Source organism: Pirellulaceae bacterium (assembly GCA_029243025.1).
GTDB lineage: Bacteria > Planctomycetota > Planctomycetia > Pirellulales > Pirellulaceae.
This window is the reverse complement of the sequence record JAQWSU010000018.1, coordinates 178490-204456: the sequence shown is the minus strand read 5'-3', so window position 1 is coordinate 204456 and position 25967 is coordinate 178490. Positions and strand designations below refer to the sequence as shown.

Sequence of the window (25967 nt, the reverse complement as noted above, 5' to 3'; positions counted from 1 at the left end):
CGCGCCTGAACGGATTCGTAAGAGAAATAGAAAGGGAAGGGTGCGGGGAAATGAGGGGCGATCGGTTCGCCACTTTGACCGTTAACTGGTGTTACGGCAGCACTCTGAATAAAATGTGGCTCGATTAAAAAGTATGAAGCAACTTGGGTAGGTAGAGCCTGAGGTGTCACAGATGATGACTAATCAACGGGCCAACGACAGATTTCAGCGTCTTATCGCAGCCGTGCGCCAAGGCGATCAGCAGGCGATCACAATCCTGCATGATGATTACTGCAAGCATGTCATGGCGGTCGTGAGACGGACTTTGATGGGCGCGATTCGCAGTAAGTACGACTCGCACGACTTTTCTCAAGTGGTGTGGATGGCCTTGTTCTCTGCGCCTGAGAAGCTTGATGGAATCAAAAACCCGTCGCAACTCACTGCATTATTGACCGCGATTGCTCGTAATAAAGTGAACGATGAAAATCGTCGTCAAACACAAACTCAGAAGAATTCGGTTTTTCGGGAAACCAGTTTCATGACCGATGGGGGGCGAGAGTTGGCAATTACCAGCAACGACCCGACCCCAAGTCAATTTGCAATTGCAAACGAGACGATGGCACAGTGCGAAGCAAGTCTTTCTTCAGCGTATCAGCGAATTCTAGGAATGAAGATCGATGGATGGACTTATCATGCGATCGCTGGCGAGTTAGGAATCAACGAGCGAACCGTTCGTCGGGTATTGCAAAGGCTGGAAAAAGGAATCCATTGATGAATGGAATGACTGAATCGATGGCGAAGTTCGAACGAGTGTATTCCCAAACATGGCAAAAAATCAGAGCGGAGACTCAACGTTGGAAGCAGCAAAAAGTCGATCCCGATGCGTTCGAATTTCTCCGTAAGCATGGAGATATACGAGATCATCCGACCCTGGTTTTGGAGTTGGCCTACGAGGAATTTTATCTGCGGATCGATCGCGGGGAAGAACTGGACGTTAGCCGGTTTTGCCAGCGGTTCCCATTGGTGCAACGGTCACTTCGGCGTCGTATTGAGGTTGACCAATGCTTACGAAACAAAACGCCTGAATTGTTCAACGATTCATTTCGGTGGCCGGACATCGGTGATCCGTTACTGGACTTCCGGGTCGTTGCTCCGATTTCGATGGGTGGATTCTCGCGTGTTTATCTCTGTGCTGAGAAAGGGGTTGGTGATCGACAGGTTGTGGTTAAGGTGGCTCGTCGAGGTGCCTTTGAAGCGGACACGATGGGGCGACTGAGCCATCCCAATGTGATGCCCGTCTTATCCGTGCGCACAGATGAACGTACGGAAACGACCTGTTTGTGCATGCCCTTTGTCGGACGTTCAACCTTGCGTCACATCGTGGATATTGCCTTTTGTCAATCACCACCGCGGTTTGCCAGTGTGATTCTAGAGGCGTCTGCTTGTTGCTTGCAATCGGGGGATCGTTTGCAGCAAACGATCTCCCCAATTCAAATCGACCCAAATTCGTCTTACACCCTGGGCGTGCTTCAATTGGCGATTCAAATTGCTTCGGCGTTGCAGCATGCACATGAACAGGGTGTGATTCATGGCGACTTGAAACCTTCAAATGTTGTCGTAACTCGGTTGGGAACACCCTTATTGGTTGATTTCAATCTGGCTCACGATGTGGATGAGCAGATGAATGCGGTTACAGGAGGAACAGTGCCTTATATGGCCCCCGAAAAGCTTAGAGCACACATTTTGAGTGACTTTGGACAACAAGATGTCATTGGTGCACGCGCAGATGTCTTCTCATTTGGAGTGATGCTGTATGAGTTGTTAACCGGTCAGCTGCCGTTCGAGTTACCTCACATCAGTCGGCAGGCGGTCAGTGTCGTTGAATTGCTGCGATTGCAGGCGAATGGTGTAAGTCGCGTGAATCCGCTGAACTCTATTGTCAATCGGACCGTCGCGGTCTTGTTGGAGCGTTGCATGGCGTTTGAGCCTGCTAACCGCATGCAATCGATGGATCAAATAGTATCTTTACTTGACCGTGAGATCACTCGGTATCGACGACTCTTGCGAGGCCTGCACGATCGACGCTCGACTGTTACAGCGATCGCTGTTGTCGGTTTTACCGGTATTGCTGCAGCGATTTGGTCTCGTGGGCAATTAGGCCCGGCACGGGATCGGCACTATCGAGCCGGGCTACTCTTGTTTGGCGAGAAGGAATTTGTTCCTGCATTGGAGTTGTTCGGCGAATCTATTAACGACGATGATCAATTTCATCAAGCTTATTTTGCTCGTGCCTGCGCCGCGCTGCATGCCCGGACAGAACGCCATCGCTCTGTTTCCCTGGATGCGATTGAAACTGATTTAAAAGCGAGTGGAGCACTGCATTTCGATCCACGGATACTGGTCGGGCACGGAATGGTCTATCTCACTAGAAATGACTTGCTCACGGCAGCAAATTGTTTCGAGAACGCTGTCCAGCATGGAGTCCAATCTGCTGTGGTCTGGAATAACCTGGGGTACGCATATCTTAAGACATTTGGGGTTGGGGATGCACACGGTATCTTTTTACGTCGAGCCGCTGCCGCCTTCAGCAAGGCAATTGCCATGGAGGATACCTTGTTGTCAGCGCACTACAATTTTTCCATTTGTGCGCTTGCCTGTTATCGTTCACTAGGCGATCAAAAGATGCCAGCCTTGGGGTTAACATCAATCCGAAAGGTCGTTGCCGTTGAACGTGGAGCTGTGCCCTATGTTTACGCAGCCAAGCTTGCCGGCATTGCTGCAGCGCAAGACAGTGATGATCAGTTGTGGGAAGAATGCATCACTTTCCTTGAGCATGCTTACGCTCATGGAATGGATGTTGGCAAATACTTAGGAAATCACCCTTTTGCTTCGCAAAGTAAGCATCCTAGAATTCTTGACTTAGCGGATCCACCTTCGATAGAAATGTCAGCGGATTCTCCTGATCGAATTGTGTTGCCTGGCGAGATTTTGTCACCGGATGTGTTGTAATTCCATGCTCGCACGGTTCTTGCGATCGTCTGCTCAAGTGGGATTACATCAGGAAATTAGGGGGCACGCGATCAGTGCTGACTGATGCCAATCCGCATGGACGGCAGGCAAGTAGGCGATTACATGTGTTGTCGCTACGTCGAATAGCGCAGATTGTCGTGTGTGGTGCCCCTGCAATGGTTGTCGACCAATTACGGTGCACGATATTGGATTATTGGGCTTTCCTGGGTTTCGAGGCGGATCTCGACCTGTGACCATTCGCCTAAACGCTGTCGTGTGCAGAGTGTCTTCTAGCAATACGCGCATTGCTAAGGCTGGACTTGCTTCGCGAGTTGTGATTGCGGGACTCTTTTGTTGGAACGAAGGAGGTAACAAGGTAGTTTCTTTCCTCGGATTTGCGTTTTCGTCGATCCAAATAGGGTTCGTGTTCAACTCGTGGGAAGTACCGCTTCTGCGGTCCTGGTGATTGAGTTTGCCAGTTGATCTACTCAAGACGCCAACAACACGTATGGATTGTGTGGCCGGTTTATAAGACAATCGGGTTCGTATGGCGTGTTAAGAGGATTAGGGTTATTGGTTCTGGAATTAGAGCATTGAGTGGAGAGCGGGCGAATGTCGAAACGTGCTGATGATATTTGTCCATTGTCACAGGAGATTTCTTTGGGAGCGGTGCAGCCACACAGCACGCCAATCTACTTGACATCGGTCTATCAGTGCCAAGACCCGGATCAGGCGCTTGCCATGTTGGCCGGGTCGCAAGCAGGTTACGTCTACCAACGAGATGGGCATCCAAACGGCGATCTGTTAGCGGAAAAATGTCGTCAGCTGCACCAGGCGGGTTGGGCCTTGGTGACAAGTTCTGGGATGGCTGCCCTCTCTTTGGCAGCGCTCGGATATTTGTCCGCAGGTGATCATGTGGTGGTAAGTCATCAGGTTTACGGCCGGAGTCTCCAGTTGTTGGATCGTGAAATGGCCCGGTTAGGTGTGGCTACCGCGGTTGTCGATATAAGCGATCTGAATCAAGTCGAAACAGCAATCAATGATCGGACCCGTTTGGTCTTGATTGAGACAATTAGTAATCCAATGCTGCAAGTCGCCGATATTCGACAGCTTGCAAAATTGGCTCATGCTCATGATGCTCGCTTGTTGGTCGACAATACATTCGCTTCGCCGACGGTCTGTCGTCCGCTTGATGCGGGCGCTGATTTGGTGATGGAAAGCATCAGCAAAATGATGAATGGTCACAGCGATGTAATGCTGGGGTTGCTCTGTGGCCGGGATAAAGATGGTCGAGCGGAAGACGAAGCTCGTTTGCGAGATGTGCTCTCGGTTTGGGGGCTTGCCAGTAGCCCTTTTGATTGTTGGTTAGCCGCGCGTGGTTTAGCAACGTTGCATTTGAGAATGGACCGGGCCTGTGCTTCCGCCGAACGATTGGCGATTCATTTGCAGCAGGCTTCGTCGGTTAAGCAAGTGGTTTATCCGACGCAAGCCGATCGGGACCAACGCCAATTGGTTGACACTCAGTTCCTGGATAATCAGGCCGGTTGCATGGTGACGTTTACGTTGCAAGGGGGGCGTGAGGCAGCCGTGCGATTCATGCACGCTGCGGCCAAGATTCCATTTTGCCCCTCGCTTGGAGAGGTTTCGACGACCCTCAGTCATCCTGCTTCAACCAGCCATCGAGGGTTGTCGCCCGAGCAACAGCGACAGCTGGGGATCGAAGCCGGCACCCTTCGTCTCTCTGTCGGGACGGAATCGTCCGCTTATGTCTTGCAAGCGGTCGATGAAGGCTTGGCAGCTGCGGGGAAATAGCTGTGACTCGGCAAATCAAGCTGACCGTCAGGGGAGGACCTCTGGACCCAAGTCCAGGACTTGTTATAGTTTATGCTCAATAAAATAGAAATTCCGTTCAAGCCGGTTTTCCCGGCGCGAACGGTCTTCCATTCGCTCCGATTCTCCGTTGGCTCCTGTTCGAGGGGCAGAAGTAGAAAAAGACATTTATGTCGAAGAAAGAAGAAGCACTTGAGGTCGAAGGTGTTGTCACTCAGGCATTGGCAAACACCCGTTTTCGCGTCCAGGTCGACGATGGTCCCGAGGTTTTGGCCCATGTTGCAGGTAAAATGCGGAAGCACTTTATCCGAATTGTTCCTGGCGACCGTGTCAAAGTGGAATTGTCGCCCTATGATCTGACCAAAGGCCGGATCACCTACCGCGAGCGGTAGTCTTCGGAGCTGGTTTTTCCGGCGTTTTCGGCTTTGAAATTCATCTTCGAGTCGAAATCTTTCCCCGTGTATCCCACAAACGGTACCTTCGGTTCGAGTTCAGTTGTTTTCCTGAAACTTTGATCGGAATCGAAAGGTACAATTCCGTGAAACCGGCAGATAAAAGCCCGGATAGAGTCGGTTTTTAGTTGGCAGATTTCTCAGTTACGAGATTACTGAAGGAGAAGACAGCAGTGAAAGTTCCGTCCTGGAAGCCCATCGTGAAGGTTTTTACTCTGACGCTTTGCGTGGCAGCGATGGTCGCCACGCCTTTGAAGGCAGCGGATACGCTTGCCGTTGTCTCGATCAAGCCGACTGATCGTCTGCTCACGGACGCTGAGTATGTGCTGGAGGCAACGGGTACCAACGGCATCGCTCAGTTTGTGATGCCAACGATCAAGTCGTTTCTGCAACATGTTGACGGCAAACGGCCGATCGGAATGGTACTTTCGGTTGATGGTCCCGAATTCATTCCGCTCGGATTCTTGCCGGTGACCGATCTGGATGCGTTCATTGAACAGATCCAGGAGCAGGTGGGACCGCCAACGGACGCCGGTGATGGCATTAAAGAGTTTCAGGGGCCGCAGCAGTCCATCTATGTGAAAGAGCAAAATGGCTGGGCCTTCATCGGACAAAACGTTGAGTCGTTGAGCGATTTGCCCAAGGATCCGGCCAAGTTGCTCGATGGTTTAGATCAAAAGTATGACCTTGCGGTCCAGGTCCATGTGAACAACGTTCCGGATGTGTACCGGCAGATGGCGATGGATCAGATCAAGGCAGGTTTGCAGCAGGCCCAACTGAATACCGATTCGGATGCTGCCAAAGTCACGCGAGAACAATTGGAACAGCAGATGGAAGCGATCCAGGAAATGGATGTGGTAACGCTTGGCTGGCAGATTGATCCAGAGGAAAAGCAGACCTATCTGGATATGGCTGTGACGGCAACGCCTGGCACGAAGTTAGCCAAGCAGATGGAAATGGCTCAGGAAACTACGAAGTACTCCGGCTTTGTCGTGCCCGATGCTGCGATGTCAGCAAATCTTTCGGCAGTCATCCCTGCCGACCAGATTCAGGGGCAGGTCGCTGCCTTTGACGAACTTGAGGAGTCGGCGTTGAAAGAGATCGATTCTGATACGAATTTGACCGATGAAAATGCTCGTAAGGCCGCTAAGCAAATCGTCACCGGCTTCATGGGGATCGTCCGGGAGACGATGAAGACCGGGAAAATCGATTCTTGCATGTCCGTGATCCTCAAGCCAAAGGCAATGACGCTCGTCTCTGCGAATCATGTGGCAAGTGGAACGGCTGTCGAAGATGCAGTCAAACAACTCGTCGAAATGGCGAAGAACGAGCCCGAGATTACCTTCTCGAGCGTTAAGTTTAACGCTGGGGAGCACGCTGGCGTGCGATTGCACACAATGGCTTTGCCGATTCCTGAAGATGAGTATCTGCGGCAAGTGATGGGAGACCAGCTGGAAATCGTCGTCGGGGCGTCTGATGAAAGCGCCTACTTCGCCCTCGGAACGGATGGAATGGATTATCTCAAGAAGATGATTGATGCATCGTCGAGTTCAGGCGGTAAAAAGTTGGATCCCATGGGGATGACCATTTCCGTCACACCCATTTTGGAATTTGTTGACTCGATCGAGCCGAACCCGATCGTTGCATCGCTTTCGCAGTCCATTGCGGCAAGTGAAGGCAAGGATCGTATCCAAGTCAAAATGACCGCGATTGAGAATGGGGTTACCTATCGATTCGCGATCGAGGAAGGCATTCTGAGATTGATTGGCCAGGCTGTGCAGATGGGCGGAGCTGGCGGGTTCTAGTTCACTCGTCGAATAGGTGAAATAATGCAAAAGCACTCGCTAACGCGAGTGCTTTTTTGTTTTATGACCGACGAAGAACTCGTCTCTAATGGGGACGAACTGGGGGGGGGATAGGATGTCTGAAATGTCGATGAATCTCTGTACTGAAATTGCAGGTGTCTCTGTTGGCGACCTCGTCCAACGGTTTGGGACTCCCTTATACGTCTATGACGAATCGACGATTGTGAAACAGATCGATCAGCTGAGACAGTTTGATGTTATTCGTTACGCTCAAAAAGCATGTTCCAATTTAGCGATCTTGGATCTGATGCGTCGTCAGGGTGTTTTGTTAGATGCGGTCAGTGCAGGGGAAATTCAGCGAGCGTTAAAGGCAGGCTTTGCACCAACTGGCGATCCACCTCCTGTCGTCTTCACAGCCGATATTTTTGATCGCGACGCGTTGCAGCAATGTTTGGAATTGGGAGTGCACGTGAATGCGGGTTCGCCGGATATGATCAGCCAATTTGCTGCGGCCTCGCCAGGTTGTGAAATGACGCTCCGAATCAATCCAGGCTTCGGTCACGGCCATAGCCAGAAAACGAACACCGGCGGTGAGCAATCAAAGCACGGTATTTGGCACGAACAGATTGACGACTGCATGATGCGAGCTGATCTGCAAGGCGCCGCCATCACCGGTGTCCATATGCATATTGGCTCCGGAACCGATTTCGAACATTTGACGATGGTCTGCGAGGCGATGGAATCCGCAGTCACTGCCGTGGGACGCACGGTAAAGACCATCAGTGCTGGCGGAGGGCTGCCCGTGCCCTATCAGCCTGATGACGAGCGGCTTGATCTAGAACCGTTCTATCAACATTGGAACCAAACACGCCAACGGTTGGAAAATCAGTTGGGACATTCACTGCGATTGGAGATCGAGCCAGGACGCTTTCTGGTCGCTGAAAGCGGTTTTCTGATCGCCGAAATTCGGGCGATCAAGCAGATGGGAAGCCATTTATTCTATCTGCTGGACGCTGGTTTCCATAATCTGGCTCGGCCGATCCTCTATGGCGCCTATCATCCGATGAGCGTGTCGCCGGCTGACGGCCGGCCTGGTGAGCGAAAATCTCATCCGGTGGTGGTCGGTGGGCCGCTCTGTGAGTCGGGAGATATATTTACCCAGCAGGAGGGGGGCCTGGTCTCGACTCGGCAGTTGCCTCGCGCTGCGGTGGGTGATTGGGTCGTGATTGGAGCGGCCGGTGCCTACGGCCAAGTGATGGCCTCCAACTACAATTCCAAGCCATTTGCCGCCGAGGTGCTACTACAGGAGGGGGTGCCGCACCTGATTCGGGCGCGACAATCGTTGGACGCGTTGATTGCCGACGAATTCATTCCTGGATGATTCCGCGGTTTGGGAGAGCAAAATGGAAAAATCTCCGGCCGTTCCGGCAGATTTTGATCGCAGAACTGGTTGGAAGAAAGACGATCAATAAGTATAATTGTTCGAGTTCGTGAATTCTGTCACGAAGTCGTATCTTGTTACCTCAGCATCATTTGCTGCGTTAGATCTCTGCGGAAATCAGTAATGGCCAAACAGAAACCTCGCAAGAAATTGCCCAAAGAGCTTGCCGTCATCAATGCCGATAATTGCACCGGCTGTGAGTCTTGCCTGGAAGTTTGTCCGGTTGACTGTATCACGATGATGACTCTACCCGGGACGCCCGGAATCAAAGGGAGCCAATCTTGGTGTGAGATTGATCTGGAACGTTGTGTGGGTTGTGAAGTTTGCGTCCACATTCCGCAAAAGAAAACAAATCCCTACGAACTCCTCGTCTGTCCCTGGGATGCGATCGAGATGGTCAAGACCGAGGAGGTTGCTCAGGTGGTGTCGCAAATTGGCGGTCCGCCAGAGTATATCCAAGAAAACTGGGATCGGCTTGTCGGAACAGCTCAGCACTTGGCTGAACTGAAGGCGAACGCTTAGGCATTCGAGTTGAGCCGTTTAATCTCATTGCGGCAGGCATCGTTGCATGTACTGCATGCTGTCGTTGGTTAACGATTCGATGCCCGGTTCGTAATCAAAGACCTCGACCGACACCCAGCCGTCATATTTCACGTCCTGCAAGGCTTGGAAGATCGGCACGAAGTCGACATCTCCCATGCCCGGTCCTCGCTTGTTGGGATCGTTGGCATGAAAATGGGCCAGGTAGCTCTGACTGTCTCGAATGATTTCGGGGATCGGTTTTGCTTCCGTTGACATGGCTTTGACGTCCAGATGTAGACGAACGTTGGGCGAGTCGATCATGTTTGCCAATTCAATAGCGCTGGCAGCGGTTAAAAGGAAATCGCCTTCCGCGGGTCCGAGTGGTTCGAGTGCTAACGTCACGTCGTGATCAATGAATGCGGGCAGCGCAGCTTGAATCACCTCTGCCGCGTACTCCATCGCAGCTTCGTGCGTGACATTGGGTAGCAGATTCCTTTGTTGGGGTGAACCAAGCACCATTATCTTGCCATTTAAGTCATGGCAGAGTCGGGCCAGTTCGCAGAAGTAATGGCTTGTTCGCTGCCGGATATCGGTTTCTGGCGAGGTCAGATAATAGCCTTCTGTTTGGGCTAACAGCCAATGGAGACCTATTGATTCTAGCTGGTGCTTGTCGAGTAATTGACGGATTTCAGCTCGTTGTGATTCGGAAACCTCGGTCGCGTTTTGGCCTAGCGTGAACGGCGCAAATTCGATGCCGCTGTAACCCACTTTGCGCGCGTACTCAAATGACTTTTCCAAAGGCCAGTCTTGGAACGTCTCGTTGCAGATGGCAAATTTCACTTTGGTTGACCTCACAAACTAGTGCATTACAGTCCGGGTAAAGACGGCTGATCATTCGTTTTGTCGCTGGCCTGTCGCGACTTCTTGGGCTTTGCGTCAAGCCGTCGACCATCAGCCGTACTTGGAGCACTGACCGAGGGTTCGGCGGCGCCGTCGAGGGCGTCGCCTACTTGGATTCGAGATAAGCGTTGGCGAATGTTCTTGGCGTAGTCCTTCGACAATTCAAAGCCGAGGTACTGCCGATCGAGTTTCTTGGCAACCGCCAGGGTGGTTCCGCTGCCCCCGAAGGGGTCGATGACCAATTCACCCGGATTCGAGCAACTGCGGATGATGCGGCCAAGCAGCTGTTCGGGCATTTGGCAGCCATGCCACCCGGCACGTTCCTTGAAAGTGCCCGCAACGCGGGGGAAATACCAAGTATCCTGGTCCGGTGTGAAGCCTTCCGGGAGATCTTGTGGCCGCAAAATCCAGGTGTCGTCGGGAAGTCGTCCGGCCGGATTGGCACGTCGATCGCCATACACGAGTTGTCGCGCCGAAGGCACGCGGACCGTGTCGGCGTTGAAAGTGAAATCCTGTGGGTCTTTGACCATATGGAACAAGTGCGCGTGCGATCGACTAAACTTGTTCTTGCAGTTGACTCCAAACGTGTAGTACCAGATGACCCAGCTACGACAACGGAAGCCCAGTTGTTGCTGCATCATCACCTTGAGCTCAGCCGCATATTCGTCGCCGATTGCCAACCAAAAAGTGCCGTTTTCGTTGAGTACCCGATGGATTTCTGATAACCACTGCTCGCACCACTGCAGGTAATCCTGGCTTTGGCGACGATCGTCATATTTGTCGTAATCGTAACCAATATTGAATGGCGGATCGGCAAAAGCCAGATGGACGGACTGGTCGTCGATTTCTCTTAAGCCTTTGATGCAATCGCGATTGTAGATGGCGTTTAAGCGGGGCACGGGCACGTCAGCTCCTGGGGGGCCCTTGGGCAAGTCGTTTGCCGGGTGGCGCGAGTCGCTCAATGTAGCAGATGTGGTGCTTGTCGTCGTCTCCTGATGCTCCTTTTCGACGGTTGACGAGCGGCTTTCTGTCAGTTGGCGAGGGCAGGTGCGGGTCGGGGTTGGGTTGCCACTTGCCAGGGCGAAGAGCCCCGTTTGCGTGACCCGTCCGAGGGTTTGTGTCCTGATGATTGGACGGTTGGCTGCTGGCAGGAGTTTCAGTCACTTCATGAAAAACGGCCAGCAACGGGCTGGGATCTTCCCGCAATCGATCTTGACGGTTAACGCGAGTGGACCGTGCGAGAGATTCGTGTTGGTCGATTGGAGCAACGGATTAATGGGAGCTTCAGCGGTAACTTCAGGCTACACTTTTCAATAGCTAGATCATCGACTTAATCGTGGTTGGATTTCTGTTATGGATTGGAAACGATTTGCCGATGCGGCGAGTTACTACCAAACATTACCGTGGCGCGAGTCGGCCAATCGGCACGTCTGCGAGCAAGATTTGGCTCCGATCTGTGTATTGTCTTATCATCGAGTGGCCAATAGCTTTCCGGACGAGCGAACCGTATCGCCTTCACTTTTCGAACGGCAGCTTGATTGGTTGCAGGAGCGTTGCGATCTGATTTCCTTACACGAAGCCCAGTATCGAATTCGTGTGGGTAGGAACGATCGACCGGCTGTTTGCATTACCTTTGACGATGGCTATTCAGATAATTGCCACTACGCAATTCCGCTGCTGGTCGAACGCAAGATTCCATGCACTTACTTTGTTGCTTTAGACTTTGTGCTCTTTTGTTTGGCCTTCCCGCACGATGTTCGAAGAGGGTTTCCGCTTGAGCCGAATTCGGTGCAGCAGCTTAAAAAGATGGCAGCTGATGGGATCGAGATCGGCGCCCACTCCCGAACTCACGTTGATCTACGAAAGATCAAGGATCCGGCAGTCTTGATTGATGAGATCGTGACCGCGGGCCGCGAATTAGAGGAGCTGGTTGAACAACGAATCAACTATTTCGCATTTCCATACGGGCATCTGGACAATCTGACCGCAACGGCTTTTCGCGTGGCTCGCGAGGCCGGATATGCGGGCGTTGTCTCGGCTTATGGCGGTTGCAATTTTCCAGGGGATGATGAGTTCCACTTGCAGCGGATTCAGGCTGACAAAGATATGATTCGATTCCGCAAGCGGATGACGGTTGATCCGCGACCGGTTGGGGTTGTCGAACCGCTGCCGACCGAAAACTTTGTGGGCCGGATTCCGTTTACCGAGGTATCCGGTACGACGATCTCGGAGAACCCGATGGCTCGCTGAACCTCTCTGCCTCACACGGGGCGCGCCGATCAGCACTGCTGGCCACAGCAGACGAGAAAGTAACGTCTCGGAAATCGCTTTGTCCGAATAATGGCCAGTCCCTTGCTGGATTTCTGTTTCTCACAATGACAGATCAACGCAAACCCGAAAAAAAGCTGTCGAGGGGAATTTGCGATGCGGAAAGACAAGGTGACAATCGATCATGATGGGCCGTTAGAAAATCACGCTTTGGTTGATCAGGTAAGCAGGCGTCGATCGAGTCCATTTCAATCTCAGGAAGCCTCGGGTGTTGCTGGAGATGAACCGTTACGTGTGATGTGTCTGTTGACTGATTGGCCCGAAGGGATGGCGACACATTTGGTCTCCAGTCTGATGCAACGGATGGACATCATGCGTTTCATTCCACAGCTTTGTTGTTTGAGGGAACCGGGGGCATGGGGAGAACAAATAGCGGATCGATTTCAGGTGAATGGTGGTCTGTCCTCTTACCCCTGTGATCTTCGCGTCTTGCCGCGTTTGGTGCGGCAGATGCGTAATCGTGTGGATGTTGTCATGACGGTTGGTACGGGTGACAGCATGTTTTGGGCCTACTTGGCTGCCAAGTTGTCAGGTGTTCCTGTGGTCTTATCCGTGCTGGATCTGGCGGATAGGTCGACTGTCGTGAATCGTTTGCTGGCAGCTTGGACAGACGTGGTTGTCGTGACTTCGGCGGCTCAAAGCAACTTCCTGCGGGAACGAAAGCACTTCGCAAAGGAAAAGATTCGGGTCATTCCTTTGGGGATTGATCCGCAGAAGTTTGTCTTCGATCCGAAAGCGCCGTTTGCCGTTCGTCAACAGCTTGGCATACCTCTTGAATCAGCCGTTTGTGGAATGGTCGCCCCGTTGCGACCAGAAAAAAAACATCGACTCTTTCTGGAGGTCGCGAGACGGATTCTCGATGAAATTCCCACAACTCATTTTCTCGTCGTGGGCGATGGTCCAGAGGCTGAACGTCTGAAGGTGTTTTCGGCGCGACTGCAACTGGCGGAACGGGTCCATTTTTTGGGGGATCGGGCAGACATTGCTCATCTCCTTTCATCCCTCAATGTGTTTCTTTGGAGCTCAGATCGGGCAGGGGATTCCGTTGAAATCTTGGCAGCCCTTTCGATCCAAATTCCTGTTGTCGCCGCGCCGCTTGATCGCAGTTCCGCATGGGTGAAAAATGGAGTTACGGGATTTTTGGCCCCGCCGGGCGACGTTGGGCAACTGGCCGATTTTGCTGTTGAGTTGATCCAAGACGGAGCGTTAGCCCATCGCGTCGGCGCTTTAGGACGCCAGGAAATCATCGCACATCATTCGGTGGATCGGATGGTGCGAGCCTATCAGCATCTAATTTTGGAGGTCTATCATCGGAAGCAATCCGGAGGGCCTCCCCGGCAGCAGGAAAGCCGGCTTAATTCTTTCGGAATCTGTGCCGCAACACCCTGATGTGAGTGGGTTCGTCTGGTGGCGGTTGCGTTGCCCTTGTGGATTGGGATGACCGAAAGAGTGGCGGACAGCGGTCTGAACGATTGCGTTTCGGACGATTTGGACTGATTCTGGGATGCAAGAACCGTGATCGGGGAGTAGGAACAAACTTTGGGAATCGATACGATATAGGATGGAGGGCGTGGACTGGCAACGGTGCCGTGTGAGTGCAACTAGGTTCTCGGGGCTTTTCGCGGTATTGCCATGCGAGTGACGGTCGAAGTTTTGTCATGGGTTGCGAAGCTGTTGAGTGGCGCGAGTGCGCGCTGGGTGGACAGTCATCCCGACACTTGTCAACGCGTTTATTTTGCGAACCATACAAGTCATCTCGATGTGTTGGTGGTTTGGGCTTCACTACCCTCGAACGTGCGACGCGTAACCCGACCGGTGGCGGCCAAGGACTATTGGGAAAAGAGCATCGTGCGCCGTTATTTGGCCCGCTCGTTCAACGCCCTTTTGATCGACCGTAAAGAAATTAAGGTTCATCGCAGTCCGGTTGATTTGATGATACGGGAAGCTGGAGACGAGTATTCACTGATCGTTTTTCCGGAGGGCGGTCGCAATACCTCGGGAGAGCTAGGCGAATTTAAAAGTGGGCTTTATTATCTCAGCAAGAAACGACCGGATCTTGAATTGGTTCCGGTGCACATCGACAACATGAATCGAGTTTTGCCACGTGGTGAGTTTTTGCCCGTGCCCCTGTTAAGCTGTATCACCTTCGGTCCGCCGATTTGGTTGGAGAAAGGTGAATCGAAAATCGACTTTTTGCAACGAGCTCAAAGCGCTGTGCGACGGTTGAAGGAAATCTAAGACGGAATGCAGACGATTCAACCGACATTGACGAGTCTTTTGGCCTGGGCTGGCGAGCCCTGGATCCAGAAACCAACGGCCATTCTATTGGCGGTTGTGCTTGTCGTGCTGGGGGCGACCTATCTAATTGGCCTGATCATTCGTCGACAGCCCGATGCAACCGTCAATCCGGCGATTGTGCAGGCATTCAACTCTCGTGTGCGCGCCTGGTGGCTGATGTTTGTCATCCTTACGGCCGCAATTTTGCTGGGTCCCACCGCGACCGTCGTGTTGTTTTTCTTGATCTCATTCTGGGCTTTGCGTGAGTTTATCACGCTGACACCAACACGGATGGGTGATCATCGTACGCTGTTCTGGATTTTCTTTCTGTTTGCGCCGTTGCAGTACATCTTGGTGGCTCGAGGAAACGAGTTTTATGGTCTCTATAGTATTGTGATTCCAGTCTATGTTTATCTATTCATTCCCGCACGTATTGCTTTGGCAGGCGACTACAAACGGTTCTTGGAACGGGCTGCTAAGATTCAAGCCGGCATTCTGATTTGTGTCTACGCGCTGAGTTACGCGCCCGCCTTACTCTATCTCGATTATCGTCCGACGAATGGATCGCTGGATAGCGTCGAAATTTGGCAGGGCAGTCGTGCCGGTGTGCTGCTCTATTTGATTCTGATTGTCCAGATCGGCGACGCAATGCAGTACGTTTGGAGCCGTTATCTTGGCAAACGACCGATCGCACCCGCGATTAATTCAAGCCGAACTTGGGAAGGATTCTTCGGCGGCACGTTGACGACCACGCTGATTGGGGCGGTGCTCTACTTTGTGACGCCATTCAATCCCTGGGAATCGGCGTTCATGGCAATGATTACTGCCGTGATGGGATTTGCCGGCGGGATGACGATGTCGGCCATCAAACGCGATCGAGGCGTGAAAGATTATGGCACGCTGGTCGAAGGGCATGCCGGTATCCTGGATCGAATTGATTCGTTATGCTTCGCAGCTCCCGTTTTCTTTCACTTGACGCGATTTTGGTTTACCGACATCGGTCAATGAAGAAAGCTGCGAAATGATTTTCAGCAGCCGTTCATGCTAGAAAACGGCCGAGTTGCCTGCCTGTTGGGAGCTCAACGCCAGCGTTGGCCACCGGGCCGCGGATCATGATAGATCGGTGCCAATCGATTCTTCGCCGGCGAGGAGGCTGGCGCATGGGCTCGCGTTGGTTGGTCCGCTCGTGGGGACGCCTTCATCGAATCCCGCCTGCCTGAATTGACAGGCTCTTCTTGTGGTTTTCGAGCGTACCAACTTCCCCTCGACGCCGCGGGTAAGGTGCGGGATTCGTTGCGAGCCAAAAGATTCTCTGAGCGTTTATCAATTAACGGTCGAGGTGCTTGGGCGATGGGTGTTGGTTGATTCAATTGGGGCTCGCCCACTGGGGGAATCGAATTCTGATTTGAGGCCAGCGTTACCGGTGTGTCCGCGACCGGAATGGTGCGCGGGCTGCCTTGCTTGACCCACTCGACCCAGGTGACTTGCAGTTCACCCAGTGATTTGAAACCATAGAACTCCTTGACTGACGAAACCCAGTTTCCGGTGTCCATCCCTCGCCCCACAAACTTGACGAATTTAGGTTTTCCACCTTGGGCGATCAAATAGCGAGCGACCGAGTAGCCCTGGGAATACAGCGGCATGATATCTCCCGGATATTCCGTCATTGCAAACATGTGGTTAAACGGAATGCCTCGCTCCGACTTCAAAAAGCGGATTAACCACATTTCCTGCTTTCGTCTTTCTTGATGGTGTTCCACTGTCGTGCAGGCACCTTCGTCCGCCCAGCGAGGTAACGGTCGGCCAAAGTGTGTTGCAAAAACTGTATGGGTGACTTCATGCGGAAGCACGGAATCGAGAATTCTTTCGCGCGATCCTTGGACTTCCATGTCCCAGCCAAAGGGGACCCGTTGTTCGAACATGAAGCTGGTTCGCCCACCTGCACCCAGTTGCGGATTGACTTTCGCAACCAACGGACAGGGCTGACGCCAAGCGGGTAATTCGGTCTCCAGCCACTCCAAGGCGAGGTCGCGACGGAATGTCTCTGCGGCTTGAGCAATTTCGTTCGCCAGCGCTTGAGTTGGCGCGGTGACGACAAAATTGCGAGTGCGAGCACTAGCTCCCATTGCGGGGAGAATCGCGATCAGTAAGAGAAGACAGCGAGCATCCATGCTCTTGGATCCCTCCATGGTGATGTTTGCCTCGGTTTCCGCATCCTTGCGGTGGCACGACGAGTAGACGAGATTCTCAGCAAACACCGTGTCGTTTTATGGGTGTTTTTTGCGGTGCTTATCTCGCAGGTAGCATCTGGACGTTTACTAAGTGATTTAGCCTTGCCTTCCGGACCGTTTGACTAGCGACTCTTGTAAATCTTTCAAGTCAAAACTTTGCGAGCGAAGAGTAGACGATTCGTTCACTGTCACCTAGAGCGCTTTTACCGCAAATACCGCAAACTCAACCTGGAATTTTGACGAAATATCGTGGAGCCAGTTCGGCGGTCGATTCGCAAACGCAGGCAATGCCACCGTTGCCGGCACACGGGAAAACGCGTCCGATCGCCTCAGTGAGAATGACCCGATGCTGACTGGCTTAAACGCTTCAGTAGTTCGCTGTTGGCGGCGGGGAACTGATAACTGGACAGCTCTTGTCTCGCGACCCAGCGGAAGGGTGCTAACGGAGACGGTGGCCCTGCGGAGCTGTTCTCGACCGGGAGAGGAGAGCAGCGAAAGAAATGAAGTTGCACGGCAGCGTGAGGGTATTGGTGGTTTGCCGTTGGGTAGCGTGCGATGATCTTGACGTTGATCTCCGTTTCCTCTCGACATTCACGAATCGCTGCCTGTTCGGGGGATTCGTCGGCGTGTATCTTTCCGCCCGGGAATTCCCAGTAGCCGGCCAAGGCAACATCGGCGGGGCGCAAGCCGATCAAGAAATGATCTTGGTGTTCAACGACTGCCACAGCGATTGGTGTTGGTTGATGCATCGGCAGGTTATCTTTGTCGTCGCTGGGCCGTCGCCAAAATCTGCTGTGCCCGGTTTGCAGTGTGCCCGGTTTGCAGTGTGCCCGGTTACGGCGCACTGGGAGGATTAGTTTTCTTGCAGTTGATCGAGTAACCGGCCGGGGGATCCCATGATATTGTATCCGCCGTCGACGTGTAGGATTTCGCCCGTGATGCCGCCGGACATGGAGGACAGCAGGTAGCAGCCGGCTTTTCCAACTTCCTCGTGGGTGATGTTCCGGCCCAGAGGCGCCATATGAGAGTAGAGAGAAAGCATCTCGTCGACGCCAGCCGCACGACCGGCCAGTGTGCGAACGGGGCCGGCGCTCAATGCATTGACGCGAATGTTTCGAGGCCCCAGATCGAAAGCCAGGTAGCGAACGCTGGCGTCGAGCGCGGCTTTGCAGATTCCCATTACGTTGTATCCCGGTACGGCTTTCTCACCACCGAAGTAGGTCATTGCCGCGATGGCTCCGTTATCACTCATGATTTCCCGTGCAGCATTGCAGACGGCAATCAGGCTGTAGGCGCTGATGTCCATCGCCATCTTGAAGCCCTCACGGCTTGTTTCGACCGTATCTCGATTCAAGTCGTCACGATCGGCAAACGCAATGGAGTGCAATAAAAAGTCGATTTTTCCAAAGTGTTCGGCGGCAACTCCCATGACTTCACGGATGTTTTCATCATTTTGAACGTCGAGCGGCACCAGGAATTTTGCTTGCTCGTTTTTGTCTGTCAGCAGTTTGACTCGTCTTTGATTACGTTTGCGTTCGTCGTCAGGTCGATCGGGCAGGTGGGTAAATCCACACTCACCGCCTTGTTCCATAATTTGTTGAGCGATTGCCCAGGCGATTGAGTGGTCATTGGCCACACCCAGAATCAAGCCTTTTTTGCCGTCGAACAATCCCATAACTTTCATCTCCCTTGTCGTGTGTTTGGACCGGTTACAGGTCGCTAACGCGGGGCGGTTTCCGGTCGTCGGTGCTTCGTCGAGTGGACTTCGTGATCTCGCCGAGGCCCTCATTGTAAGTGCGAACGCCAAGTAAGAGGATATCGGTCTGGGACTCCCTGTCTATTGCCCTACCAGCGAGTTATGGGTTGAGACGTCAGGATCCTTTGTCGGCAGCGCCCGGATCGCCTATGATGGCGGTTTCTCGCGAATGCGAGTCGCCCTCTCGAATCAACCCAGGACATTCGGCAGCAGCATGGAGCTGAGCAACGAAATTCGGCGAATTCAGTCGTTCCCGGAAGATTACCCCTTCGCACTCGAGATTCTCGTTGAACAGGCTCAGTACGTGGACCTAGACGGATTTCTAGATTATGCGCTGCCACGCGTCGCAGAGCATCTTTCGGCGAGCTACGTGGCGGTCGTTGATGCCCAACAGGGACATTGGCAAACTTTAAGGGAGACGGGTGGCCTGACCGGCTCTTTGCCGACGATTTTATTGGGCGACGCACTCGATTCTGAAGAAGTCAGGCTGCAGGCTCCCTGGTTGGCTGCCCCGCTTCAGGTTCGTCCCTCAACGGGCGAATTATTGGTGGCCCAATTTCAAGCCGAGACTCCCGATGCTACGCGGTTGCGCTTTGACATGCTGGCTGCCACGATCGGAACTTCCGTAAAACGGCTGCTGACCCGACATCGCAATCAACGGCGTTTACAGCGTTTGGAAGCCATTTTAGAAATCGCGGGCCAATGGAATCAAAATCTCGAAACCGAACCGTTGCTCTGCCAGATGGCTGAAACGTCGACGCGGCTTCTCGGGGCGGAACGAGCCAGCATTTTTATTTGGGATCGACCGCAACAGCTGCTTGTCGGGCGACCTGCTTTGGGTGTTGATGATGGTGAATTGCGTATTCCCGATGACGAGGGAATCGTTGGGCAGGTTGTGCAAACAGGTGAGGTACGTCGAGTCGATCAAGATGACACTCGAAATGCCATCAATCGTGAAGTCGATCAGCAGTTGGGTTTTGAAACCCGCACCTTGCTGTGTGTTCCGCTTCGAGGGCGCAAGGGCAAAATCCTCGGCGCCTTTGAAATGATCAACAAGCAGGATGGCAACTTTTCACCGGAGGACGAGTCGGGATTGGTTGAGCTTGCGGGGCATGCGGCGATTGCCTTGGAGAACAGCCAACATATCGAGCAGTTGCTAGAAAGTCGCAAGCAGATTGCTCAACAAGCAGCCGACTCCGTTCAATTGATTGGTGAGACGCCGGCGGTGCAGAAGTTGCGAGATTCGGTGCAACGTGTCGCTGCCACCGATTTGGCACTGTTGATTCTGGGTGAAAATGGTACAGGAAAAGAAGTCGTCAGCCAGATGGTGCATTACTTGAGCAAGCGGCGCGACGAGCCCTTCATCGCGGTCAATTGTGCCGCGCTGACCGAAACCTTATTGGAGAGCGAGCTGTTTGGTCACGAGAAAGGAGCCTTTACCGACGCTCACGAGCCGCGCGCGGGTAAGTTCGAGTTGGCTTCAGGCGGCACCCTCTTTCTGGATGAAATTGGTGACTTGAGTCTTAGCGGACAAGCAAAGTTGTTGCGAGTGTTGGAGGAAAAGGTCGTTGTGCGTGTGGGGGGCTCAATTCCTATTCCAACCGATACGCGTGTGGTGGCTGCCACAAATCAAAACTTGGGAGAGATGGTTCGCGATCGCCGATTTCGAGAAGATTTGTTTTTCCGACTTAACGTTGTCACGGTTCAAATGCCGCCGCTGCGAGAACGGGTCGATGACATTGTGTTGCTGGCCGACTTTTTTCTGCAAGATTTTTGCGTGCGAGCCGGACGTCAACCGCCTGTTCTGACGGATGCCGCAATCAAACGACTTCGACAACATGCTTGGCCGGGAAACGTGCGAGAACTTCGCAACTTGATGGAACGTTTGGCCTTCTTGACACAAGGAGATCGGATTGATGTCGAGGATTTGGCTTTCATTATCTCACCCGGACGAACAGGCGAGATAGCTCCCATTTCGCTTGAGCTTTCACTTGCTGATGCAACCAAGCAATTTCAAGCTGACTATATTAGCAAGCATATTGAATCGACCGGTGGAAACATGAGTGACGCCGCTCGGCGGCTTGGTTTGCATCGATCTAATCTCTACCGCAAGATGCGACAACTTGATATGTCGACGGACGAGGATGACGAATCGTAAGGTCGATCCGATTGCTGCCCGCGCCATCATGAGTAAATTAACGTTGCAGACGATTTTCTAAGCGATTGCCGGCTGCCTGGTGTTGCAGAATCTCAATCGCTTTTTCAACGATGAGCGAGCCGGCCTCGATGGGTGGAAGTCCCGCCGAATAGATGTTGGAGATGAGCGTGAATTCATATTGAATCTCACTATTTCCACTGTATTCAGCCGCCTCTTTTTGAATCTTGGCATCGGCAAGTCGATAGGCCAGGTAGGCCGACATACTGCGAGACGCCAAGGCATCGCCGCCAGGCCTTTCTCCGATGAGGTTAATCACCAACTGTGGCTCCAATGCGTTGCCGATCGATTCAGCAAGCTTCACTCGACCATAAGGTGCAATGATCGGCTCACCCAAACTCAGCTGATGGGCACGTAATCCGTCCAAAACGACTTCCAATAAATCAGGGAGATTGGCGTGGATGGCCTCTGCGCTGAGACCGTCGGAGACGACTATCTGAACATCTTTGTCTTCTGGGGTGAGCTTGGATCGCAAAGTATCTTCGAGTCGTGCGCCAAGTGACGGGTCGTTCAGGTGTGCGACCTTGTTTGGGGCCGCTGTTGCGAAGACTCGATAGGCGCAGCCATTCAGGATGTCGGTTCGAAGCTCGGCGTAGGTGGCCTCACGGGCAACTGCCTGATTGGCTCGTGCTTCAAGCGATACCTGATTTGCCGGACGGGGGCCCGCATTGTCGAATCCATAGGTCGCCGAGACGGATTCTCGCAACCGTTGGAACTCTGCATCCGAGTCGCAGAAGATGCGGGGATTGCCCCAGTTGGTACCCCGCGTCACCTTGCCTTGATGATCTTGTTTGAACACGCCCTTGCGAAGACCCCATTGCAGAAATTCGTCGGTCGGTTGGAGATCGTGCACTTCGCGCAATGTTTGGTCATCGTGACCGCTCGTGTCAAAATAGGCCAGCATTCGGTCGGTGCCCAGATAAACATCCATAAAATAGTTGGAGCCTGCTGCCGTTAGAAGTTGAGTTGCCATTTGCTGGCCCTCGTTGGTGATGCGAGAATGCAGCGTGTAGCAAGGTGCCATCCCCATCGGTAGGCCGAGTAGTTTTCCCATGCAATGATCTTGCAGGTTTGAGATCATCATCTCGAAATTATCCAGATGGGTTTCTGGTCCGATGAAACCGGTGACGTTGTTGACCATGAAAGGGTCGTATCTACGGGCGAGCCCGTAACACAACGCTTCACAGGTTGTCATGTCAATGCCGTTGTGTTTGCCATAAGAAAACTCGGATCCTTGGCCCGTCTCGAAATACATGAATTGTTCGGCCCTATCTCGTAGCGGTCCCTGTTGAGCCATGGCCTCTCGGGCTTGATCGAGCAATTCCACCGTGACGTCGAATTCCTCTACCAGCGTTCGATCGGTACCCGCTAAGCTTTGGAAAATGATTTCCACCGGTGCGCCTCGCTCCAAGCAGGCAAGCTGTGTCTTCAAATGCGACAAGACACAAATTTGAGTAGGTGCTTCCGTATCGCGACGCAGTTTGTCGAGATGCCGCAATAGCGCGTCGATGTTGTCTACCGTGTCAACGGACGGATTCAGGCCCAGTAGGCAGTCGCCTGATCCCATGCTCAGACCAACATACGTCAGCAGCGTGATGCCATTCAGATCGTCGGTAGGATGATTGGGCTGGAGACGGGATGATAAAGTGCCCGACAGACCAATTTGAGTTCGAGCCTTCGTCGGTTGTCTGATCTGTTTGCTGAGATAGATCATTTCATGAACATCTAGCAGCTTGACGATGGCGGCGACCATCACTCCCGTCAGGCCGCGACCGACACGTTTGATTTCTTCAGGCGAGCTGTTTAATAAATGATCTTTCAATTGGCCCAGCGACTTGGAGGCAATATCTTGAAACGTCTTCAAATTAAGATCGTAATTGACTCGCATGATCGAGTCGGTTCGACCTTCGTCGTCAACAAGCGGTCGATCGTAGAGGTGTTGCAGGGTTAGCGACGAGAGGATTGAGCGAGCGGCTTGGCGAGCGATCTCATTCTCAGCACAGAGGCCTGTTGAACGATCTCCTGCTTTACTAACGTCAGCGGCCCCCAGCAACTGTTTGAGACCATGAAAAGTGTAATCGCGGTCGAGCAGGACGATGGTGTAAATCTCATCCGTAGCCGGGACCGGTACGTGAATCTCCTGCAGGTTGCTTCGTTGCGTCATGAGGTTCGATTTCTGGATGGGAAGGAATGTTTCAACGCAGACCATAAAAGCTGATTGGGATCACGTTTTGTCGGGCTCGGCCAATGTTGACGAATTGGGCGTCCCGTGTGGGGACCTCGTCGATCACGATGAGGTTGATCGGTAACTTTCGCCATTGGGTGGCATAATTTCCGATTGCATGTCCCTGATTGTCGGGTGTCAGAATGACGAGCGGCTGCGCGGGTTGGAAATCTTGTTTCAGCATGCCCTTTGCCAGCCGTTCACCCATTTGTTTTAGCCTGGACAAGCCGTTTTCTGCAAGCTTTGGTGATCTTAAATCATTATTGACTAACTGAATGCAGGCGCCTTGGGCGTTTTTCACTGCCAGTGACAAAACACGGTTGATATCGTCCGCCGTAGCATCCATACGTAGGCAGGCGATCACGGGAAGGTCTCGCAACGGAAGTGTCGTTGGATCAGGCAGATAGAGAGTTGTGCCGGACAACTCGGTGCTGTGCAGCGTTAAGCCAAATACGGTGGCCCGTCCGAGATTCTCTGGGATGAGTGACGAAAGGTTGCGAGACAATCGCGAGGAAGCAACGATTCGTTTCGCGAGATCGATTCCTAGATCGCCGAAGTGAGTTGTTTCCGGCAGCGATTCACCCGCACGGTGCCGGTAAATCAACTCACCGACTCCACCGGAAAAAGTGACGGCACAATCCTCGCTGACAGGGGGCAAATTCCATGGGACTTGTTCGACTAGACGACCGTCCGGAGAGTTTAGGGATTCCTGGCAACCGGTGGCAATCGCTTCTAAGCCGGTGACGTAGAAGTCGAGAATTCGATTCACTTGCTGCTCATCAAGCTGTTCTCCAAGAGAAACATCGAATCCAAGATGGCGAAGAAGTTGCCCGCCGTGCTGGGATACCTGACGTAGCCGATACGTGCCTGGAATGAATTCGAAGTGGCGTGCGCCGATAAAGTAGCTTGCCGTGCCGAGTACCTCGCCATTGATGCCAATGGCCGGATTCGTGGTGCCCCCGCCAATATCCAGATTAATGATCGTCAGGTCGGAATGGTGACGGCTGAGCGTCGAGCAGTTGCCCATAAAGGCTAGCCAGGATTCGAGAGACGGATCACCGGCCGTCGCGGTCAACGACTCGCCGATCTGTCTTTGAATTAGGCGGGCGAGTTGGTTCGCATTCGTTGTTTTTGCCGCCAAACCGGTGATCATGCAGGCGCCGGCGAACACCTGTTTTGCCAGAATGCCACTCGCGTCTAGCCAAGCATCGAGCTGTGCTTGGAGCTGCTGTTCATCAATGCGATCCTGGACGAACGGCGTGAACACGGGGTCCGACCGAAAGATAATCTGCGGGTTTCCAAAATGCATCCGTCCCGTCACGCCGTGACTGGATACATTGGCACGCGCAACAATGGCACTGCTGGTGGTCGTCCCAAAGTCGAGACCGAGCAGGAAGACTTGGTTGTCGTTGCTGCAAGTCGTGGGGGGCGGATAGAGGGCCATCGATTATGACTCGGTTGGGTTGGATGAATCCATCACCTTGGCGATTGTTGGAGGTTCGGCGTCCACTGATTCGTCGGACTTGCGAGTTTGTTCAGCGTTGTCCAACTGTTCGAGTTCGATTGTTTTGGGAACGCTTAACCAATAGGCCAGCGCGAAGCCGCAGCAACCGCCCGCCAATTTTCCAAGCAGGATAGGTGATACGAGGGTGGGTTGGAAATTCACCGTGAAGGCTAGATGGTCACCGAACATGAAGGCTGCGCAGACTGCAAAAGCGATGTTCAAAACTTTGTCTTTGGGACGCATGTCTTTGACCAACCGAAACATGGCCAAGATGTTCGCCAAGGTGGCCAGTAATCCAGCCGCACCGGCGCCTTCCAGACCCAAGCGTTGGCCAATTGATTCCATCGGACGCGCGAGGAACTTTTGGATCAAGTAGACCATGGGAAACGCGCCGGTGAGCATGAGCCCAATGTAACCGGCGATTTCTAATGCATCGAGCTCGCCGTCGTGTTCGATGATTGGATTGAAGCCCCACCAGCCGATGGTTGCGGAAAACACTCCGGTAAATGTTTCCACGATTGTAGCCACCAGTACCAATTTAATCGCAGCATCCAAGCCACGGCCAAAGATCATGAAAATGCGGATCATTGCATCGGGGATGAATCGTAGGCCCAATGCCAACAACACGACAAAAAGTATTAACGGTACCAAGTTGAACACAAGTTGAGGAAAGGTCAGCAGCAGTTCGGCACTTGCGGGATCCGCCGTCGAGATCTCGCCTCGTACGAGCGGCATTTGTAGAGCGATAATGATCGACGAAGTTGCCACGCCGATTGGAATACTCAAAATACCGGACATGATTCCCAATGCCATGTATTTTTGATCTCGCTGCTCTAGCATCGCTAAGCCAACCGGAATGGAAAAGATGATTGTCGCTCCCGCCATATAACCAACGATCATCGCCATAATCCAGTTGCCGGTTGACTGTGCGTCAATTGGATTGGCGAGTTCTTTGGCTAACTGATATCCGCCCATGTCGACGGCAATGAAAGTGGTTGCGGCCATCGCTGGGTCGGCGCCTACGAGGCCGAAAATTGGGCCAAACAGTCCCTTGATGCCCATCATCAAAAAGGGAATCGAGGCCATGATTCCCGCTACTGGCAAAAAGATAGGCCCGATGCTTTCCAGGCCTTGCATGAATTCCCGTCCGAGTCCACGGTTGGGATCGCGAATAGCCGCCAACGCTCCCAGCACTGCACAGCCCATCACGATCCAGAGTACGATCGTTCCCATATCAGGTATCTCTAATTGTGCTTTCGCGGAGACTCATGCAAATTGGATAAGTACTCCAGGGGAATGAAAATTGATTGATGGGACTCGCCTCAGCTAGATGGCATGTACCAAAATTAGTCGCGTTGGCTCTTCTACTTGCACCCGGCGATGATCAACGTCGAAGCATCAGAATAACAAGAGATTTAGGCCAACAGACGGTCGCAAGTCGAAGCGGATTCTGGCCACTAAAGTAACAGATTTTTTCGCCTGATATTGGGGCCG

At 52.9% G+C, this 25967-nt stretch carries 20 protein-coding genes; 12 read left to right on the top strand and 8 right to left on the bottom strand.

All coding sequences use genetic code 11. The features are described from left to right. Positions 1 to 172: 172 nt before the first annotated feature. The 7 genes from P8N76_08410 (at position 173) to P8N76_08380 (ending at position 9038) form a co-directional block, all read left to right on the top strand. Positions 173 to 751, top strand: a complete 579-nt coding sequence (locus P8N76_08410; protein MDG2381683.1) for a sigma-70 family RNA polymerase sigma factor — start codon at positions 173 to 175, stop codon at positions 749 to 751. Then, on the top strand, positions 751 to 2988 hold the full coding sequence (locus tag P8N76_08405) for a serine/threonine-protein kinase (protein MDG2381682.1): 2238 nt from the start codon (positions 751 to 753) through the stop codon (positions 2986 to 2988). Before P8N76_08410 ends, P8N76_08405 begins: the two co-directional genes overlap by 1 nt. A 612-nt stretch (positions 2989 to 3600) precedes the next feature. Beyond that, positions 3601 to 4800 carry an aminotransferase class I/II-fold pyridoxal phosphate-dependent enzyme gene (locus P8N76_08400; GenBank protein MDG2381681.1) on the top strand — a complete coding sequence of 400 codons (1200 nt, stop codon included), beginning with the start codon at positions 3601 to 3603 and terminating at the stop codon, positions 4798 to 4800. Positions 4801 to 4988: 188 nt separating this feature from the next. Further along, positions 4989 to 5210 carry a translation initiation factor IF-1 gene (infA, locus tag P8N76_08395; GenBank protein ID MDG2381680.1) on the top strand — a complete coding sequence of 74 codons (222 nt, stop codon included), beginning with the start codon at positions 4989 to 4991 and terminating at the stop codon, positions 5208 to 5210. Positions 5211 to 5470: 260 nt separating this feature from the next. Then, positions 5471 to 7075 (top strand): hypothetical protein, encoded by a 1605-nt coding sequence (locus tag P8N76_08390; GenBank protein ID MDG2381679.1) that lies wholly within the window; start codon positions 5471 to 5473, stop codon positions 7073 to 7075. Between the two features lie 124 nt (positions 7076 to 7199). After that, positions 7200 to 8456 (top strand): diaminopimelate decarboxylase, encoded by a 1257-nt coding sequence (gene lysA, locus P8N76_08385; GenBank protein ID MDG2381678.1) that lies wholly within the window; start codon positions 7200 to 7202, stop codon positions 8454 to 8456. A 183-nt stretch (positions 8457 to 8639) separates the two neighbouring features. Further along, positions 8640 to 9038 (top strand): 4Fe-4S dicluster domain-containing protein, encoded by a 399-nt coding sequence (locus P8N76_08380; GenBank protein MDG2381677.1) that lies wholly within the window; start codon positions 8640 to 8642, stop codon positions 9036 to 9038. A 24-nt stretch (positions 9039 to 9062) separates the two neighbouring features. Here the strand turns inward: P8N76_08380 and P8N76_08375 are convergent, their stop codons facing one another. Then, positions 9063 to 9878, bottom strand: coding sequence for a sugar phosphate isomerase/epimerase (locus P8N76_08375; protein ID MDG2381676.1), 816 nt, complete (start codon positions 9876 to 9878; stop codon positions 9063 to 9065). Positions 9879 to 9904: 26 nt separating this feature from the next. Beyond that, a complete protein-coding gene (locus P8N76_08370; protein MDG2381675.1) occupies positions 9905 to 10837 on the bottom strand; it encodes a site-specific DNA-methyltransferase in 933 nt (310 codons plus the stop codon). Between the two features lie 454 nt (positions 10838 to 11291). Here P8N76_08370 and P8N76_08365 point away from each other — a divergent pair, with 454 nt between their 5' ends. The 4 genes from P8N76_08365 (at position 11292) to P8N76_08350 (ending at position 15551) form a co-directional block, all read left to right on the top strand. Further along, positions 11292 to 12188, top strand: coding sequence for a polysaccharide deacetylase family protein (locus P8N76_08365; protein MDG2381674.1), 897 nt, complete (start codon positions 11292 to 11294; stop codon positions 12186 to 12188). 174 nt (positions 12189 to 12362) lie between these two features. Then, entirely contained in the window at positions 12363 to 13655 is a 1293-nt protein-coding gene (locus P8N76_08360; protein ID MDG2381673.1) for a glycosyltransferase, read from the top strand. 243 nt (positions 13656 to 13898) lie between these two features. Further along, positions 13899 to 14504 carry a lysophospholipid acyltransferase family protein gene (locus tag P8N76_08355; GenBank protein ID MDG2381672.1) on the top strand — a complete coding sequence of 202 codons (606 nt, stop codon included), beginning with the start codon at positions 13899 to 13901 and terminating at the stop codon, positions 14502 to 14504. 6 nt (positions 14505 to 14510) lie between these two features. Beyond that, positions 14511 to 15551, top strand: a complete 1041-nt coding sequence (locus tag P8N76_08350; protein ID MDG2381671.1) for a phosphatidate cytidylyltransferase — start codon at positions 14511 to 14513, stop codon at positions 15549 to 15551. A 71-nt stretch (positions 15552 to 15622) separates the two neighbouring features. Here the strand turns inward: P8N76_08350 and P8N76_08345 are convergent, their stop codons facing one another. From P8N76_08345 to P8N76_08335, 3 genes are all read right to left on the bottom strand, one after another. Continuing rightward, complete coding sequence (locus P8N76_08345) at positions 15623 to 16714, bottom strand: hypothetical protein (protein ID MDG2381670.1); 1092 nt, start codon at positions 16712 to 16714, stop codon at positions 15623 to 15625. Between the two features lie 389 nt (positions 16715 to 17103). Then, positions 17104 to 17523: a (deoxy)nucleoside triphosphate pyrophosphohydrolase gene (locus P8N76_08340; protein MDG2381669.1), complete on the bottom strand. Its 420-nt coding sequence runs from the start codon at positions 17521 to 17523 to the stop codon at positions 17104 to 17106. A 104-nt stretch (positions 17524 to 17627) separates the two neighbouring features. Continuing rightward, the gene (locus tag P8N76_08335; protein MDG2381668.1) at positions 17628 to 18449 is read right to left on the bottom strand and encodes an enoyl-ACP reductase; all 822 of its coding nucleotides are present in this window, start codon (positions 18447 to 18449) and stop codon (positions 17628 to 17630) included. Between the two features lie 250 nt (positions 18450 to 18699). Between P8N76_08335 and P8N76_08330 the strand changes: the two genes are divergently transcribed. Further along, positions 18700 to 20688 (top strand): sigma-54-dependent Fis family transcriptional regulator, encoded by a 1989-nt coding sequence (locus P8N76_08330; protein MDG2381667.1) that lies wholly within the window; start codon positions 18700 to 18702, stop codon positions 20686 to 20688. Positions 20689 to 20725: 37 nt separating this feature from the next. On the opposite strand, the gene eutB is transcribed toward P8N76_08330, so the two are convergent. From eutB to eutH, 3 genes are read right to left on the bottom strand one after another with little or no spacing between them, the layout of a single operon-like run. Further along, on the bottom strand, positions 20726 to 22909 hold the full coding sequence (gene eutB, locus P8N76_08325) for an ethanolamine ammonia-lyase subunit EutB (protein MDG2381666.1): 2184 nt from the start codon (positions 22907 to 22909) through the stop codon (positions 20726 to 20728). Between the two features lie 31 nt (positions 22910 to 22940). Further along, positions 22941 to 24413 (bottom strand): ethanolamine ammonia-lyase reactivating factor EutA, encoded by a 1473-nt coding sequence (locus P8N76_08320; GenBank protein MDG2381665.1) that lies wholly within the window; start codon positions 24411 to 24413, stop codon positions 22941 to 22943. Positions 24414 to 24416: 3 nt separating this feature from the next. Continuing rightward, the gene (eutH, locus tag P8N76_08315; protein MDG2381664.1) at positions 24417 to 25706 is read right to left on the bottom strand and encodes an ethanolamine utilization protein EutH; all 1290 of its coding nucleotides are present in this window, start codon (positions 25704 to 25706) and stop codon (positions 24417 to 24419) included. Between the last annotated feature and the right edge of the window lie 261 nt (positions 25707 to 25967).